We start from the raw sequence: 14,276 nt of genomic DNA, 5'->3' as shown, positions 1-14,276 counted from the left end.
CGGCTGAGAAGCGTGGTGCGCAGATTCGCGCCGGGGTGGTGAGGTGAGCACCGGGCCGGAAAGCACGAAGCCCCCGCAGCGTGGTGCTGCGGGGGCTTCGCTCTGCTTACTTCACGGGGCTGCGGTTTTGCTCTCCGGCGGCGGGCTGGGGTGCACCTCGCCCTCGCACGCCCATCCGCGGTTGAGCTCGTCCTGCGGGTGCTCGGGGCTCCACAGCTCCAGCAGCACGGAGGTCCCGTCGAGGTCGGCCCATTTCCGGGTCGCCAGGTTGCGGGACTGCTGGGTGGCGTAGCGGATCGTTCTGCCGTTGCCGCGCAGGATCCGGAACCGGCTGCTGGCGCGGGCATTCACGTGTGCTCCCGCGCAACGTCCTGGGTGCAGGGCATGGGAACCTCCTGGGCATGGGGAAAGCGGCGATCGCCCGCTGAGCCCGCGCGGCGAAACGAGCGGACCACTCGACGTTGCTGGTCGGCGTGCCCTACCCGGAGCCCCCCGGGGTCAGTCCTCGTCGCGCAGCAGACGCAGGTGCGGCGGCGCGGCCGAGGGCGGTTCCGGCGCGCAGGTGCAGTCCACGCGTTCGATCAGCCGGGTGATCGCGGCGGCCATGGTGTGCGCCCCGGAGATCTCGGCACGTTCCCGCGGCGACATCTCGGGGCGTTCCTGGGCGTGGTCGCGCAGGGAGAGGACCCGCTGGTAGAGCTCGGCCACAGTAAGCGGGCCGCGGTCGCTGGTATCCATCGCCCCACTTTCCCCTTCGCTGCCCGGACCCCTCGGTGAGGTGTCCGGGCAGCGAAGGGGGCGTCGTGTGGGCGGGGACAGCAACCGGAGAGGTCAGCCGGTGGACCACTTGTTCTTGTGGGCCCAGAAAATCTCGCCGGTCTTCTCCGCGACATCACGATCGTGCTCGACAGCCGCGTCGGAGAGTTCCTCAATCTTGTCGAGGTCCTTGGCGGTGATCGCGTCGGCGAGTTCCTTCTCGTGCTGCTCACGGTTCCACGCCACGGCAGGTTTCCTTTCACTCAGGCAGCGAATGCGGCGCCGGGCCGGCCAGCCCGTGACGCGCGTCTGTGGTGAGGGCCCCGGGTTCTCGGTGGGGCGCACTCGTCCCGGCCCCAGGGCCGGGGCGGGGTCAAGCGCACGCATTTCGCGCTTGAGGCCGGCGTCGTCCTGGGGCCGAGTGCAGCGCCCCTACCGAATGCCCGGGGCCGTGCCCACGGGACCTGAAAAGCCGCGGTCTCGGAGGCGTTGTTACTCAGCCGATCTGGGCAGGTCAGTGGCTGGTGGAAGGCTGCGATGCGTCAGTCTCGGCGAGGACCAGCGGTACCTCCGGGCCGATTTCCTTGACCAGGCGGCGTTCGAGCGCGGCCTGGTCAAGGAGAGCCTCCAGCTCTAGGGCAATACCGGTCATCTTCAGATAACGGGCGCCGAACCCGTTGCTGAAGTACGGGAAGCCGTTGGGTCCGAAATGCGCGTCCTGCACCCAGCAGGGCTCGCCGTAGAGCCGGGACAGGAAGTAGGTGTCCGGTTGGTCGCTGCTGGGGAACAGCACGTCGAGGTGCGCGTCGAGGCCGACCAGCCGACCGACGAAGCTGGTTTCCGCCCGGCGCTCGACTTTCACGACGGTGGCGGTGACGGTCACGGGCTCCTCGCCGGGCTGGGCGGCGAGGGTGACGCGCTGGCTGGTGCCGGTCTCCGGGCTGGTCATGGTGAACTCCAGATGATTTCGCTGGTGGATAGCGAGAGGCGGCTACTGAGAAGAACCGAAGGTGCTGGCCGGCTCAGTGGCGTACTCGCCGGGTGCTGGCGGCCGGAGAACGGTCTTCAGACCGCACGGTTTTCGTGGCTCGGTCTCGGGCCTCCGGTCTCGAAGCGCGGGAAGGGAGAGGACGGGGGACGGCCCCGTCACCGGGGAAGTGGTGACGGGGCCGTCGTTCAGGGGTGACCGGGTGGTTCCGGATCAGGCGTGGCAGTCCATGACGACCAGCCACATGTCTTCGCTCAAGCCGTCGATGTAGTCGTTGGCCTCGGCCAGGTAGTCGTGGCGTTCCTGCGCGGTGCCGGTGGGCAGGCCGTGGTCATCGAGCGGGCCGGAGCACAGCCACCGGCCATCGTGGGTGAGGGTCGCCGAGCCCGGGATCGCCTCGAGACGCCGCTGCACCAGGTAGTTCTCCCTGCTGGTCTCTCCGAAGACGAGCTCGGGGTCGGTGAGCGGGAAGCCACTGAAACTGGCGTGGGCGTTCAGCGCGGTGATGCGGGGCTGATCGTGGTAGTCGCGAGCGGCCTGCCTCATGCTGTAGGTCAGCGAGGCTTCCCACCGGGCTGCGGCGGCCTCGAGCTCGGTGTGTACTCGCCGGCCGTACTCCTCGTTCGAGGCGCCGGTGGTGTTGCGCCAGCGCAGGCAGGCTTCCAGGATCTGCTCGCGGATCGGGAGCCATGGCTCGGCGGCGGCTTCGGCGTCCTTGGCGCGGGCGGCGAACTCCGACCACGGCCGGGGCGCCGGGGTGCCGGCGACGATGCGCTGGAAGTCTTCCCACTGCACGCGGGCGAGCTCGGCGGTGTCGTCGCGCTGGCCGTTGAGGTCCAGGGCACGGATCCGGCCACCGGTGGCGAACCCGGCGACCAGGGGACGATGCAGGTTGGCCGGGCTGAGCTGACCGGGGATGACGTCACGCGGATCGGCGTTGCCGCGCACCCGCAGGGTCGCGGCCCAGCGGCCCCCGAACTCACACCCGTTCCAGGTGCCGCGCGGGTTCCACCAGTGATAGTCACCGGTCTCGCTGTCGTACTGCTGGGCGGCTTCGATGTCGAGGTGCAGCGGAGCCATGAGTGTCAGCACGGCCTGGGCGGCGACCTCGAGGCTCGTTGCGCCGACGGCGACGGTGACGGGGTAGTGCAGCATCGGGATCCTTTCCTCGGAATCGATACGCGGCAGGGCTGGTCAATGCCCCGTCGCGCTGGAACACCCGAGGCGGGCCCACCTTCAGGCGGGCCCGCCTCGGGCAGGTCGGGAATTTCAGGCAGCGCGGGCGGATACGCCCTCGCTCGCCGGCGCCGTGGGCCGGGGCGTCGCGGCCCGCAGTTCAGCTCGCAGCTCCATCAGGTAGATGCCCAGGAAGTTGCGGCCGGGTTCATCGCACGCGGCGCGGCCGCAGCGGCAGTCACCCCAGAGCTGGTCGTGCCAGCGATTTCCTTCGACGAGCCGGGTCTCGCCGGTCGCCAGCAGCTTCGCGGCCAGATCCGGATCGGCGAACTTCCCGCGCAGGACCGCGCGCATCACCAAGTGCCGAGCCGAGTCCCAGTCCGGGCGCAAGCTCACCCGTCGGCCGCGGCGTTTCGCTTCCCGTGGCGTGGCCGCGGCCGCGATCCAATCGCGCTCCCGCGGGTCCAGCGTCTTGCCGCCGTGGAACGCGGCTTCGGCACTCGGGTAGCGGCGACGTTCCGCGCCGACCACCGCAGCGGGATAGAAGTTGCTCAGGAAGAAGTGCTCGCCGCGGAACGTCGCGATCTCCCTCACGAATACCTCCCAGGTCCGGGCCCCCGCGGGCTCCTCGATCTGCGTCCCGCGGATCAGCCCGGGCTCACCGGTGCAGGGGTGCGCGCAGCGCATCGCGCAGCGACGCCGCAGGCGCCCCTGCGGCGGCGGGCCCGGGCTGATGGCCTTCGAGCAGATCGAGGACCCCCTGCGGTGCTCGCCTGCCCGGCACTGCTTCAACAGGCCAGCTGTCGTAGGTCTGCTGAGTGAGATCGGTGTCCCTGGCCAGCCGGGACCGCCCGGATGGGGAGGACGGTGCGGTCCCGGCGGGGAAGGGTGGTGCGGGTCAGTCCTCGTCGACGACCGTGAGGCAATGCACCGGGATCCCGGCGAAGTCGTGCTTCTCCTGCCCCCACAGGTGCCCGTAGCGCTGGGTGGTGCCGAGCTTGCTGATGGAATCCGCGTCCAACGACACGGTGGCCAGCCGCTTCCCGCGCTCGGTCTCAATGGTCTTCACGGTGCCGGTCAAGCCGTTGAGGTACTTCGGCTTGAGGCTGTGGGTCCGCACTCGGCTGCCGGTCCTCACGTTGGCAGCGGCCTGGTCCAGCAGCGCCCGGGCCCGGGTGTTGATGGCCTTGAGGATGACGTCGAAGTCGCCCTCGCTGCTGCTCTCCTGGATCCACCGCACGACGTCGGTGATGGAAATGGCTGGTTCGGACATCCCAGAACTCCTTGATATATCGGGGAAATTGAGGCGCAGGGCGAGGACATCGCCTTGCGCAAACCGCCCGCCTGACGACGGCAAGCGGGACGCAGGTGGGTGGGCGATTCACGAGGACGCGAGGTTCGCCGGTCCAGGGGCTCGCCGGATCAGGCGAAGTGGAGGTGCACCGGCCCCGCATCCCCTGGTACCGGCGGATGCGGGGCCGGTGATGTCGAGCGAGGTGGGCCGCGGTGCTAGCGGAGAAGGGTGGTGCGGCGGTGCCGGACGTCGCAGGAGATGACCGGGCGTCCCAGCTGCCGTGCGTGGCGCAGGGTGGTGGCGGTGCCACCACTGGTGTGCTGGGGGTCGTGGGCGGCGTCGGCCCAGATCAGATCCGCTCCGGCCGCGCCGCCGCTGATCGCCGTCGTCGTGGCGAACTCGGTGCGCAACCGGGCGGCGATGCAGCGGGGCTCTCACGAGGGGTCTCCAGACAGACGACAAAGCGCCCCTGATCCACGTGGTCAGGGGCGCCCAGAACCGGAATGCGGCAGTAGCGATCAGGTGTTGAAGACGTACGGGCTGTCCTCGCCGTCGGCGAAGAGCTGGTGAATCAGCGCGGCGGCGGCCGGGCTCGCCGTTGCCGCACTGTCGGTGGCTGCGGACTGCCAGTTCTCCCGCGTCCATCCGCGTCCGGGGTCGACGGCGGTGACGACCGCGGGGCATTCGACACCGTCGAGGAACGCGGTCGCCTCGGAACCGTGATCGGGGTCGCGGTCGATCACGATCTCCAGCTCCCGATCGGCCGGGGGCGTGCTGATGTGGTGGTCGACGGTGGCCTGATCAGGAAGTGCGATCCGGAAGAACGCGACGCCGCCGGTGGCGCGGAGCAGCACCCACCCTTCCGGGCAGCGGTCTTCGAGCGCGTCCGGGTTGCCGAGGGCGATGGCGGCGGCGTCGAGGTGACCGTTGATCACCTCGACGGCATCAGACCAGGTTTTCCCGTTGCGGTAGCGGAACCTGTCGAGAGCTTCGGGCAAGGTGTTGTCCGCATGCCAGAGCAAGGTGCCGTCGGCGGCGTAGATCGCCTCCAGCGACTTCTCGCCCATGAAAGCGTCCCAGGCGACGTCGATCGTGCCGGAGGCGGCGTCGTGCAGGGCGGCGGTGATGATGCGGCTGATGTGGATCAGCTGGATACGGCAGCACTCCTCGGCCGCGGCGGCCAGTCGAGCTCGAGCCCGATCGGCGTGCTGGGACAACGGTTCACCGGGAGCAACAGGCAAAGCGATCACGAGTTGGTCTCCTTCACTCGGAAAAGCCACCGGCGGCGGTGTGGTCCGACCCGCGACGATGTGGTGGCGGGGTCAGGCAGCCAGCTCGCTGAGCAGAGTGGCGAGGGTCTGGCGGGCGTCGGCGACGGCGTCGTCGATCAGGTCGTAGTCACCGGCGGTCGTGGCGAGCGCGTTCTGCGGGTGCTCGTCCGGGGCGATGGTGGTGCTGATCCCCGCGGTGCCCAGCAGCACGCCGGCTGCGCGGACCTCGACGGTGACGATGCGCCAGTTGAGAGCGAGGGCCAGGCGCGCGTCGTCGCGGACGTCGCGTTCGGCCATCAGGTGCGCGAGGCCTCGCGCTAGCCGCGGGCCGCGTAGATCTCCCTGCGGAGTGCGAGGGATTGCGCGGGCAAAAAGTAGGAGCGGTAGGCGAGATGCCCGACCATGCTTCTGGGCAGCATGACCGCCTCTGGCGGGACGGGGCGGCCGGAGCGGAACTCGCGGAATTCACCGAGCCAGGAGGTGTCGGGGTCTGGATCGGGTGCGGAGGTGACGGTGATGGTGAACCTGGGGTACACCGTCGAGCACCTCAGTGTCACCCGCCGCGACGACCCTGCCGACCTGACCTGGGAAATCACGGTGCGCTGGGACGACGGCCATCGCACCACCCACTGCACGGCCTGGAACCCCAGCATGGGCGACCGACCGCTCCCGCCCCAGCAGCCGGACCCGCCGACCGCGGCGAAACCCCACCCCGGCAGCACGAGGACTGCGCGGGCTGCCGCTCCCGGTTCGGGCTGATCCGCGCCGCCCACCGGCTCGGACTGCTCTGACCGACAACCCGCACCACCAGGAGCGATCCCGTGCACACCAACACCCTCACCGAACAGCAGCTCCAGCACTACCTGGCTGCGCGCCGCGACTACGTGCCCGCGACCGCGGCCTACCGTGCGGCAACAGCACCGACGTCGACCGTGCCGCCGTACCGCATCGGACCCGGCCCTGACCGGATCACGCTCGTCTTCGACGACCGGCCCGATCTCGCACAGGCACTCGCAGGGCTGCGGGTAGCGCAGGTCGGGATCCTCGTCGTCGGTGACGATGAACTCGCCGGCGCCGCCGCAACCGCCGCAACCTTGACGGGCCCACAACCCGCGGAGCCGGGTCTGGTGGTAGCCGGGTGGCGGGGTGATCTCCACGGTCATCGGTGGTCTCCTGATTTCGCTCGAGAAGAAGGACGGTCCCGGAGCTTGGGCATGTCCCGGGACCGCCCGGAAAAAAGGGGAGAGAACGGGGTTACAGCGGGGCGGTCCACACCTCGCTGCCGGGATGCCGGGCGTCCAGCTCCACTTGGAATTCCTCGACGCGGCGCCGCGCGCTGGCCTTGTCCGGGAACACCGCGGCGTGAAGGTCCCCTGCGGTGGTGTTCCCGGACGGCGTCATCCGCAGCACGGTGTCGTGCCCGGCGAGCCGGATGAACACCCCGTAGCTGGGCCGCGCCACCTCGGGCGCGACTGCCCGCTGGTCGGTGACGCACCCCGGCAGCGCCTGCAAGCTCTCCGATTGCCCGGCCGAGACGGTGCGCCCGTCGACGGGCACCGCCCGGCCGGGACGCAGGAACCAGGCGAACCGCCCGTCGGGTTGCCGCTGGACCGACATACCGCAGACCTCGCAGCCGCGGCCGCCACCGCCGAGGCTCATCCACGTGTGCGGCATCAGGTCATCACCTGCTCGGGGTCGATGGCACCGTGCTGCGCGGTCTGGCGAGCCCAATCCCGGATCCAGAACGAAGTGCTTCTCGTCTTCGGTGAGGTCGCGGGGCAGGTCGATCAGCTCGCGGGCCTGGCGGTGCAGCTGGGATTGCTTCTTGGTCAGTTTCGCCACGGCGGGCTCCTGTCCACGTGGTGGTCGGGCCTCCCACCGGGTGGTGGGGGTGCACTCGCCCGGCCTTGCCGACGCGGTGCTGTCCAGCCGGCGCTTTTCCGGCTGGACAGCGGCGCGGCGGTGAGGCAGAGTGCGCCGCCCCCACCGCCCGTGGAGCCCCGGCCGCTCGCCTCCTTCTTTGTCATGCCGGGGACGGCAGAACGCCCCGGACCTCGGTGGTCCGGGGCGTTCTCGGTGGGAGTCAGATCCAGACGGACAGGTGCTGGTAGGCGTTCTCCTGGCGGCACCACCCGCAGTGGCAGAAGGCGTGGTGCAGCTCGGCGCGGAACCGCAGCCGGTTTCCCTCGACGCTCGTGCCGCCGTCCACCACGATCTCCTGGCTCATGTTCTCCCGCTCCAGCGCCTCGGGAACGGAGAACCAGATCCGCTCCACCTGACGATCTCCATGCGGTCCGGCCAGGTAGCGGCGGATCGCCTCGGCCAGCGGCGCGCACTGCTCGGCGGTGGCCGGGCGGAAGTGCAGGTCGATGTCGAACATCACCGGTAGCGGATCGGACTCCCGCGGCCGCCTGGCGCCTTCGGCGCGGAAGATGATCCGGGCGGACCTCATCAGCGACGGCACCCGATACGCGGGGGCCTGGTGTGCAGGGGTGTCAATGGCATCGGGTTTCCTTCCTCCAGAGGGGAATCGGACGGTTCGCTCACTGCGGGCCGGTGTTGGTCGCCGCGAACAGCGACGACTCCGCGGACGTCGGTGCCGACGTGCCGGTCAGGTCGATCAGCGCCGCGGCGGTCTCGTCCTCGAGGTCGAGCAGGTCCTCGCCCACGCAGGTGCGCCAGCGGGTGTCGAAGCCCTCGCGCGCCTTGTCATGAACCTGTGCTGGTGCGGCGACGTAGAACTCCTCGACCTGCGGGTACCGGTCGCCGTGGCGTTCGGCGAGCCAGAGCCGGGTGTGCCCGCCTTCGTGACGCAGACCAGGCCGCCGTCCGAGCCGGTCGGCGAGCTCGGCCAAGAGCAGCGTCGCGCTGAGCCGGTCGCCGCGGTGGACCACTTCGACGGCCCGCCATGCCGCCGCCGGCGCCGAGTAGCAGCGGCGCACGCGGTAGAGCGCCCAGTCGGCAGCGGCGATCGCCTCCTCGGCCAGGGCGAGCACCGCGGTGGCCTGGCCGAGTTCGAGCTTCTCGCGCAGGGTGCCGCCGGGCCCGAACAAGCCGGAGCGCTTGTTGAGCGCGACCGTCACGTACTCGTCGGCCAGGTGCGGCGCGGCCTCGGCGGGCAGCGCCTGGAATCGGGCCAGCTGCTCCGGCCAGCCGGTCTTCCCGCCGGAGAAGGGGCATTGCCTGCAGCAGGACTTGGGCCACCACACGCCGAACAGCTCGTGCAGGTAGTCCCGGCAGTCCTCCCGGGACAGGCCCGCGGCGTGGATCGGGTAGATCGCTCGTCGTTGCCCGCCGAGGGTGACCGCGGCGTCGCCGACGATCCGGTTGCCCTCGGTGGCGCTGAACCCGACGGCGTGAACGTAGGGGCGGGAGCCGACCTCGCGGGCCCGCCACACATCCAACGGCCCGCCCTTCGCCTTCGACGAACACTTCCTGGAGCCACCGAGCTGGGGGAGCACCCCGTTACCGCGGTGCTCGTCCGACAGCGCGAAGAAGCCGTGCTCGACAGGGTCGGCGTGCATCCGCTGCGGTGTCCGGGTGTCCTGCAAGACCACGATCCCGTCGCGCTGCGCGGGGCCCGCGCGGGCGACCTCGACCATCCGGACCCGGTACTGGCGCAGCAGCGGCAGCACGTGCCGCTCGACCAGGTCGGCGGTGGAGGACCACTCGTCGCCGGTCTGAGCGGTCATCACGATCAGGTTCGAGAGGTCCTCAAGCAGCTCGGGCGGCCGGAAACCGGGATCGAGCAGGGTCCGCACGACCCCGGCGGTGGACTCAGCACCCATGCCGTAGCTCCAGCACACCGGCGTCGCACCGGTGTGCTGGAGCTCGAACAGCGGCGCCGGGCGGCTCACTGCTGCTTCCATGCGGGGCGGAGGTTGACCCGGTCGACGCCCGGCGTGTCGTAGGCAGTGACGAACTCCGGCGGCATCTGCTCGGTGGTGTGGTGCCCGGAAAGCTTGTACCAGGCGATGGTCCAGGTCGCCTCCTTCTCCCCGGGCCGCGGCGGGTAGAGCGGGTTGGGCACGCTGACCGACTTCTTGTTGACTCGGACCACCCGCAGCCACATTCCGCGGTAGGCGACCCAGTCGCCCTTGGCGACCTGGTCCGGGCCGAGCGTGGAGGCCTTGCCCTCGTTCTGGAGCTGGGCGAAGACTCCCTTCCAGTGGTCGATCTGCTCGGTGAGGGTGGCGATCTCGCGCCGCAGGAAGGCGGCGCGTTCCTCGCCGGAGGGGTCGGCGTCGAGTTCTCGCTGCAGCTTGCGCTGCTCGGCCTCCATCGTCTCGATCCGGTTGGCGACGGTGACCGGGGTGTTGCGGACCGCCATGTGAAGCGAGGCGCTGTGGGCCTGCCGAGCGAGCTCATTGGCGTAGGTGGCCTGCTCGAAGGACTTCCCGAGGTTCTTCCACGCCCGCTCGCGCCGGTTGCGGTCGGCATTCTCGCTGTGATGCCCGACGAGGATCGGCTGGCCGAACGGGATGCGGTCGAAGACATCGGTGGCCTTCTTGTGCGTGGCGGCGGCCTTGTCCGCCTGGAGGTCGGCGCGCTCTTCAAGACGGGCTTGACGCTGCTCCATCCGCTCGGCGAGGTCGTGTTCCTGCTCGGCGACGCTGGGCATCGAGTCGTCGAGGTCGCGGGTGACGGTGTAGCCCAGGTCGGTCAGGATGTGCTCGATCTCGGCGATCGGTGCCGGTTTGGACTGGCGGTGCCGCGAGGACCGCAGCAGCCACGCGCCCGCGAACCGCGACCAGGTCCACGATGGATGGTCCTTCAGCGCCAGGTGGGCGGGGCTGTTCTTCGCGGTGCCCTCAACGGTCGTGCCGCCCTCGTAGTCGTGACGGATCGTCAAAGTGGTGACAGGCATGGTGGGTGTCCTCTTCCGCTCGGACCTGCATGGCGACGCAGGCGGTGTGGTCGAGCCGGGACACACGGCCTTCAGGGGTGAGCTCGCGGCAGCAGGCACGAAAAGGGCCCCGGTCAGGGACCGGAATCAGGCCTGGAACTCGCGGACGTAGCCGCGGAGGGACTTGAAACCGAACGGCTTCGGTGCGTCTCCTGCTACCTGGAGATCGACCTGCTTGGCCGGGGTTGGGGTGTCTCGGCTGATGCCGCCCCAACGCGGGCCGGGCGGGAGCCGCAAGCCCCCGAAGAGCGATGATCGGGAGCGAGGAACGAGCGGACGATCACCGCGTGGGGCTTGCGACTCCCGCCCCGGATCGCGTAGGCATCAGGCAGCCGAGACACCCCAACCCCAGCCGAGACCAGACAGCTCCGTCACCCAGCGCGAATAATGCTTGGGCGCTGGCTTTCGCTCTGCAGCCGAAGCCGTTCGGGCGCCGACACGGTGTTCCTCGACTCCGTCCTCCCACCAACTCGAGGTGTGGTTGACCGCCGGGATGACGCGCACTGCGCGCGATGCCGGCAGATAGCGATGATGGCCGTCGGGGCCCGGTCGGCGAGCGCCGCCACCGGCCCGAGACCTGTGCTCTAGCTTTCCCTGAAGGTCCGAAGCCGTGGCGAGTTGGAGCGCTATCGACGTCTGCGGTCCTTCAGCAGCGAGGTTGCTGAAGGCCGCCAGCGGGCCCCGGGGACGTGATTTCTCATCCCAGAGGCGTGTCCGAGCGCACCTTGTGAAGGGTGTGCGGCATCATCCGGTGTGAGCTCGCTGAGCTCCGCAAATAGACGCCCCTCCCGGCCACCGAGTCTGGTCGGGAGGGGCGTCGGCTGTTCGCAGCACTTCGTTTAGAGCTGTGGTGGTGCTAGTCGAACGTGCCGGTCTTCATACTCCGGAGGAATTGGGTCCATCCTGCGTCGGTGAAATACAGCAGGTCGCCTAACGGGTTCTTGCTGTCACGAACCCACCTGGAGCCGTCTGCGCCGGCGACCTCCACGCACTGACCGTTGGCCCCGCTGTAGCTGGACTTGCGGAACGTAAGGTTTCGCGGAGCGGGCTGGTGCGTGCTGCGTTCTGGCTGGGTCACGTCGTCACCTCCTTCCAGTGCTTGAGCGCCTGTTGAATGATCGCCCTTGATTCTTCGGGAGTGGCCGCGATGGCCTGCAGGTGGCCCCACTCATGCCGGTAGACGGCGATGTCTTTCGGGTCCTCGAGGTAGAGGCCGGTCGTCATCAGCTCGTGGTAGACGACACCCGGGTCTCCGACCATCTCGGGTGGGAAGGTCATCAGGGAGAACGTGCCACCTTGCTGTGCCATGTGCCCTCCAGCGTCCTGCTTCAGGATCTGGATGTCGACCCGCGGCCGTCGAGACATCGTCAGCAGGTGTTCGAGCTGTTCACACATGATCTCAGCGCTGCCACGTAGGCGCGTCAGAACGGATTCCTCGAGCACAACCCATAGGTGTACTGGGTCATCCTGTCGTTCGAGGATGTGCTGGCGGCCAGAACGCAGCTCGACACGCTGCCGGACGTCGGCATCGCTTAGGTCGCGGTCGGCGCGGATGACCGCTTCTGCATAGCGCGGGGTTTGCAGCAGGCCGGGGATGAGCAGTGCGTCGAAGGAAGCAAGCTCAGCGACGCCGGTCTCCAGCCCAAGGTAGAGGTTGAACCAGGCCGGAACGGCCTCAGAGAACTTCTCCCACCAGTTCTTGCCCTTGCGAGCTGCCTCCACAATCCGCAGGAAGTCCGGCAACCGCTCGGGGACACCGTAGAAGCCGAGAAGGATCTCCAGTACTGGCTTGGAGGGAAGCCGCTCCGCGGTCTCCAAGTGCCCGACCTGTGCTCGTGACATGCCGAGCCGTTCCATGACTTCGGAACGGTCTTTACCAGCTTCTTTTCGGAGCTGGCGGAGGTTGAACGCGATCCAGCGCTTCAGCAGCGCTGGACTTCCGGTGGCGACCACCCATGTCTCCTTCGCCTGTCGGCCATGCCTGTCAGTCCTGGGCATACCACGTCATTTGATCGTGGATGGCGAACCAATATCACCCGGATGGGCCCATCCGTAACGCTTGGCCGTGTAGCAGCTACACGGTAGCGTCTCGTGTAGCTGCTACAGATTCAACGCTACAGCAGCTCGGCCGGGTGGAGTACTCCGGTGCATCCCACAAAACCGCACCGTCGAGCGCTCCACCCGGCCCGCCCGAAGCGGCGGCGGTCCCGTCGGCATTCCCCGAACCGCCGGGACCGCCGCCTTCCATGAACAACAGATCGGGGGATCGCCATGGACCTGGCCGTCGACGACGCAGACACCCGCGAGCGCGAGGAGCTTGCACGGCATCTGAAACGCCTGGTGGAGCACGGTTTCGAAGGTGCTCCGGTCACCGGCGCCGAGGGGATCGAGGCGCTGGTCTACCGCCGGGGCTGGACCTCGGCGGTCCTCGACGTCGTGGTGGTCGTCGACCGAAGGGACGTCGATGCCCTCCGCACCAGCGGGGTGAACCCGCTCGATCCCTCCACTCTCGGGCAGGGAACCGTCCAGTGGAGACAGTCGGGCACCGTCGTCGACATCGTCGCCGCGATGCTCGCTCTTGACGCTCCTGCCGGAGGATTCCCGATCCGCACCTCCGGCCAGCCCGTGCTCACGGCCTCCTCCTGCGGGGAGCTGTGGACGCCATGACCATCCACACGACCGCGGCCGGGCTGCCGCTCCGGGTGACCGGGACGCTCGGCCCCGCCCCGGAGATCACCGCGGACCGCCGCCTGGAGGTCATGCAGCGCATCCGGGACGAGCTGGAACGCGACGAGTGGCCCACGACCCCCGCCACCGCCGAGAACGGCGGATGCGATGAGGATTTCAGCTGGCTGCAGCCAGCTGACACCGATCAGAGGTGACCCGTGACTGCAGCTTTGGCTTCGCTGTCCAACCTGGACACACCGATTCCGTTGCTCGCGCTGGCGCGCAGCGGCTACCCGGAACGCCAGGCCGAACTCCCACCCGTCGAGGACTACAGCTTCCTCGTCGCGGTCAACCAGGCCTTCCCACTGGTGGAGCACGCCCAGCAGCGCCGAGGAGATCTCGGCGCGACCGTGCACGTCTTCCGAGAACGCAGCACGGGCGAGTTCGCCGTGCTCTACCAGCACGATGACGGCCTTCACACGGTGAAGGAGTCGGCGGGCAGCACCTTGCTCGACCAGCTCAACCAGCTGGCCGGGCCGCGCCGGGCCGCCCTCCGGCGGCCGCGTGGTGCGAGCTCGTCGGCACCGGCGATCGCGCTGCTGCGCGGCCTGCCGCGCAAACCGGCGACCAGGGTGTCGGTCCTCGAGCACGACGCGCTGCCTGAGGTGCTGGCCGCCGCGCTGCCCGGCGTCGAGCACAGCCGGAGCTCTCTGGGCCCGCTGATCGACCAGCACCTGCTGATCGACGCCGCGACCGGCTCGGCGGTGCTGGCCACCCTCATCTGGGACCGCGCCCAGCACCGGACCCGGACCGAGATCGCCGAATCCGGACGGCGCCGGTTGTGGGACGAGCTGGTCTCCCTTTGCCAGGAGTGGAACGCCCACGGGCGTCGGATCCCGGAGCACTGGCAGCCCACCGCAACTGCGGCGGGGGCGCTGCGGTGAGCGTGCTCGCGGCCGGCGGATTCCTGGTGTGCGTGGCGGTGCTGGTCGCCGCCGGGATCGTGGCCGCTGTGTTCGGCGCGCTGGCGCGCTGGCGAGTGCGCCGCGGCACCCGCCAGGTCCCGAAGCTGGTGCCGGTCGGGGAGACCACAGAGGCCCTGCACTGGCAGCGTCCCGGCCGTCGCGAGTGATCTGACCCGTCCCCGGCCTTCGACGCCGAGGACACCAGGTCGCCGGTCCCGCCGCCCCCACCCCGGGTTTTCTGGTCCTGTCCCGG

21 protein-coding genes are annotated in these 14,276 nt (G+C 69.4%); 5 read left to right on the top strand and 16 right to left on the bottom strand.

Translation table 11 applies throughout. The features are described from left to right. Positions 1–111: 111 nt before the first annotated feature. The 10 genes from OU416_RS09885 to OU416_RS09840 all read right to left on the bottom strand — a co-directional run bounded on the left by OU416_RS09885 (position 112) and on the right by OU416_RS09840 (position 5,782). Positions 112–351 (bottom strand): hypothetical protein, encoded by a 240-nt coding sequence (locus OU416_RS09885; protein WP_270926573.1) that lies wholly within the window; start codon positions 349–351, stop codon positions 112–114. A gap of 147 nt (positions 352–498) precedes the next feature. After that, complete coding sequence (locus tag OU416_RS09880; RefSeq protein ID WP_270926572.1) at positions 499–738, bottom strand: hypothetical protein; 240 nt, start codon at positions 736–738, stop codon at positions 499–501. A 93-nt stretch (positions 739–831) separates the two neighbouring features. Next, positions 832–1,002 (bottom strand): hypothetical protein, encoded by a 171-nt coding sequence (locus OU416_RS09875; RefSeq protein ID WP_270926571.1) that lies wholly within the window; start codon positions 1,000–1,002, stop codon positions 832–834. A gap of 268 nt (positions 1,003–1,270) precedes the next feature. Beyond that, the gene (locus OU416_RS09870; RefSeq protein ID WP_270926570.1) at positions 1,271–1,705 is read right to left on the bottom strand and encodes a hypothetical protein; all 435 of its coding nucleotides are present in this window, start codon (positions 1,703–1,705) and stop codon (positions 1,271–1,273) included. A gap of 252 nt (positions 1,706–1,957) precedes the next feature. Beyond that, positions 1,958–2,899 (bottom strand): hypothetical protein, encoded by a 942-nt coding sequence (locus OU416_RS09865; protein ID WP_270926569.1) that lies wholly within the window; start codon positions 2,897–2,899, stop codon positions 1,958–1,960. A 114-nt stretch (positions 2,900–3,013) separates the two neighbouring features. Next, entirely contained in the window at positions 3,014–3,514 is a 501-nt protein-coding gene (locus OU416_RS09860) for an NADAR family protein (RefSeq protein ID WP_270926568.1), read from the bottom strand. Between the two features lie 304 nt (positions 3,515–3,818). Continuing rightward, positions 3,819–4,193: a hypothetical protein gene (locus tag OU416_RS09855; RefSeq protein ID WP_270926567.1), complete on the bottom strand. Its 375-nt coding sequence runs from the start codon at positions 4,191–4,193 to the stop codon at positions 3,819–3,821. A 236-nt stretch (positions 4,194–4,429) separates the two neighbouring features. Then, positions 4,430–4,624, bottom strand: a complete 195-nt coding sequence (locus OU416_RS09850; RefSeq protein WP_270926566.1) for a hypothetical protein — start codon at positions 4,622–4,624, stop codon at positions 4,430–4,432. A 108-nt stretch (positions 4,625–4,732) separates the two neighbouring features. Further along, positions 4,733–5,464 carry a hypothetical protein gene (locus OU416_RS09845; RefSeq protein ID WP_270926565.1) on the bottom strand — a complete coding sequence of 244 codons (732 nt, stop codon included), beginning with the start codon at positions 5,462–5,464 and terminating at the stop codon, positions 4,733–4,735. A 72-nt stretch (positions 5,465–5,536) separates the two neighbouring features. After that, positions 5,537–5,782 (bottom strand): hypothetical protein, encoded by a 246-nt coding sequence (locus OU416_RS09840; RefSeq protein WP_270926564.1) that lies wholly within the window; start codon positions 5,780–5,782, stop codon positions 5,537–5,539. A gap of 219 nt (positions 5,783–6,001) precedes the next feature. On the opposite strand from OU416_RS09840, the gene OU416_RS09835 reads away from it, so the two are divergent. Continuing rightward, positions 6,002–6,244 (top strand): hypothetical protein, encoded by a 243-nt coding sequence (locus OU416_RS09835; RefSeq protein WP_270926563.1) that lies wholly within the window; start codon positions 6,002–6,004, stop codon positions 6,242–6,244. A 495-nt stretch (positions 6,245–6,739) separates the two neighbouring features. On the opposite strand, the gene OU416_RS09830 is transcribed toward OU416_RS09835, so the two are convergent. From OU416_RS09830 to OU416_RS09805, 6 genes are all read right to left on the bottom strand, one after another. Then, positions 6,740–7,159, bottom strand: coding sequence for a hypothetical protein (locus OU416_RS09830; RefSeq protein WP_270926562.1), 420 nt, complete (start codon positions 7,157–7,159; stop codon positions 6,740–6,742). A gap of 409 nt (positions 7,160–7,568) precedes the next feature. Then, positions 7,569–7,937 (bottom strand): hypothetical protein, encoded by a 369-nt coding sequence (locus OU416_RS09825; RefSeq protein ID WP_270926561.1) that lies wholly within the window; start codon positions 7,935–7,937, stop codon positions 7,569–7,571. 91 nt (positions 7,938–8,028) lie between these two features. Beyond that, positions 8,029–9,354 carry a hypothetical protein gene (locus OU416_RS09820; RefSeq protein WP_270926560.1) on the bottom strand — a complete coding sequence of 442 codons (1,326 nt, stop codon included), beginning with the start codon at positions 9,352–9,354 and terminating at the stop codon, positions 8,029–8,031. After that, positions 9,339–10,352, bottom strand: coding sequence for a DUF3560 domain-containing protein (locus tag OU416_RS09815; RefSeq protein WP_270926559.1), 1,014 nt, complete (start codon positions 10,350–10,352; stop codon positions 9,339–9,341). The genes OU416_RS09820 and OU416_RS09815 overlap by 16 nt, the downstream gene beginning before the upstream one ends. Before the next feature lie 895 nt (positions 10,353–11,247). Further along, a complete protein-coding gene (locus tag OU416_RS09810) occupies positions 11,248–11,469 on the bottom strand; it encodes a DUF397 domain-containing protein (protein WP_270926558.1) in 222 nt (73 codons plus the stop codon). Next, positions 11,466–12,344 (bottom strand): helix-turn-helix domain-containing protein, encoded by an 879-nt coding sequence (locus tag OU416_RS09805; RefSeq protein WP_270926557.1) that lies wholly within the window; start codon positions 12,342–12,344, stop codon positions 11,466–11,468. The genes OU416_RS09810 and OU416_RS09805 overlap by 4 nt, the downstream gene beginning before the upstream one ends. Before the next feature lie 318 nt (positions 12,345–12,662). On the opposite strand from OU416_RS09805, the gene OU416_RS09800 reads away from it, so the two are divergent. The 4 genes from OU416_RS09800 to OU416_RS09785 are packed head-to-tail and all read left to right on the top strand — an operon-like array spanning position 12,663 to position 14,190. Further along, the gene (locus OU416_RS09800) at positions 12,663–13,058 is read left to right on the top strand and encodes a hypothetical protein (RefSeq protein WP_270926556.1); all 396 of its coding nucleotides are present in this window, start codon (positions 12,663–12,665) and stop codon (positions 13,056–13,058) included. After that, positions 13,055–13,273 (top strand): hypothetical protein, encoded by a 219-nt coding sequence (locus tag OU416_RS09795; RefSeq protein WP_270926555.1) that lies wholly within the window; start codon positions 13,055–13,057, stop codon positions 13,271–13,273. The genes OU416_RS09800 and OU416_RS09795 overlap by 4 nt, the downstream gene beginning before the upstream one ends. Positions 13,274–13,276: 3 nt before the next feature. Then, complete coding sequence (locus OU416_RS09790; RefSeq protein WP_270926554.1) at positions 13,277–14,002, top strand: hypothetical protein; 726 nt, start codon at positions 13,277–13,279, stop codon at positions 14,000–14,002. After that, positions 13,999–14,190 carry a hypothetical protein gene (locus OU416_RS09785; protein ID WP_270926553.1) on the top strand — a complete coding sequence of 64 codons (192 nt, stop codon included), beginning with the start codon at positions 13,999–14,001 and terminating at the stop codon, positions 14,188–14,190. Before OU416_RS09790 ends, OU416_RS09785 begins: the two co-directional genes overlap by 4 nt. The last annotated feature ends 86 nt before the right edge of the window (positions 14,191–14,276 follow it).

This window comes from Saccharopolyspora indica (assembly GCF_027853965.1).
Lineage (GTDB): Bacteria > Actinomycetota > Actinomycetes > Mycobacteriales > Pseudonocardiaceae > Saccharopolyspora > Saccharopolyspora indica.
Note: the sequence above shows the minus strand (reverse complement) of the source record. Positions and strands in the feature narration are given on the sequence as shown.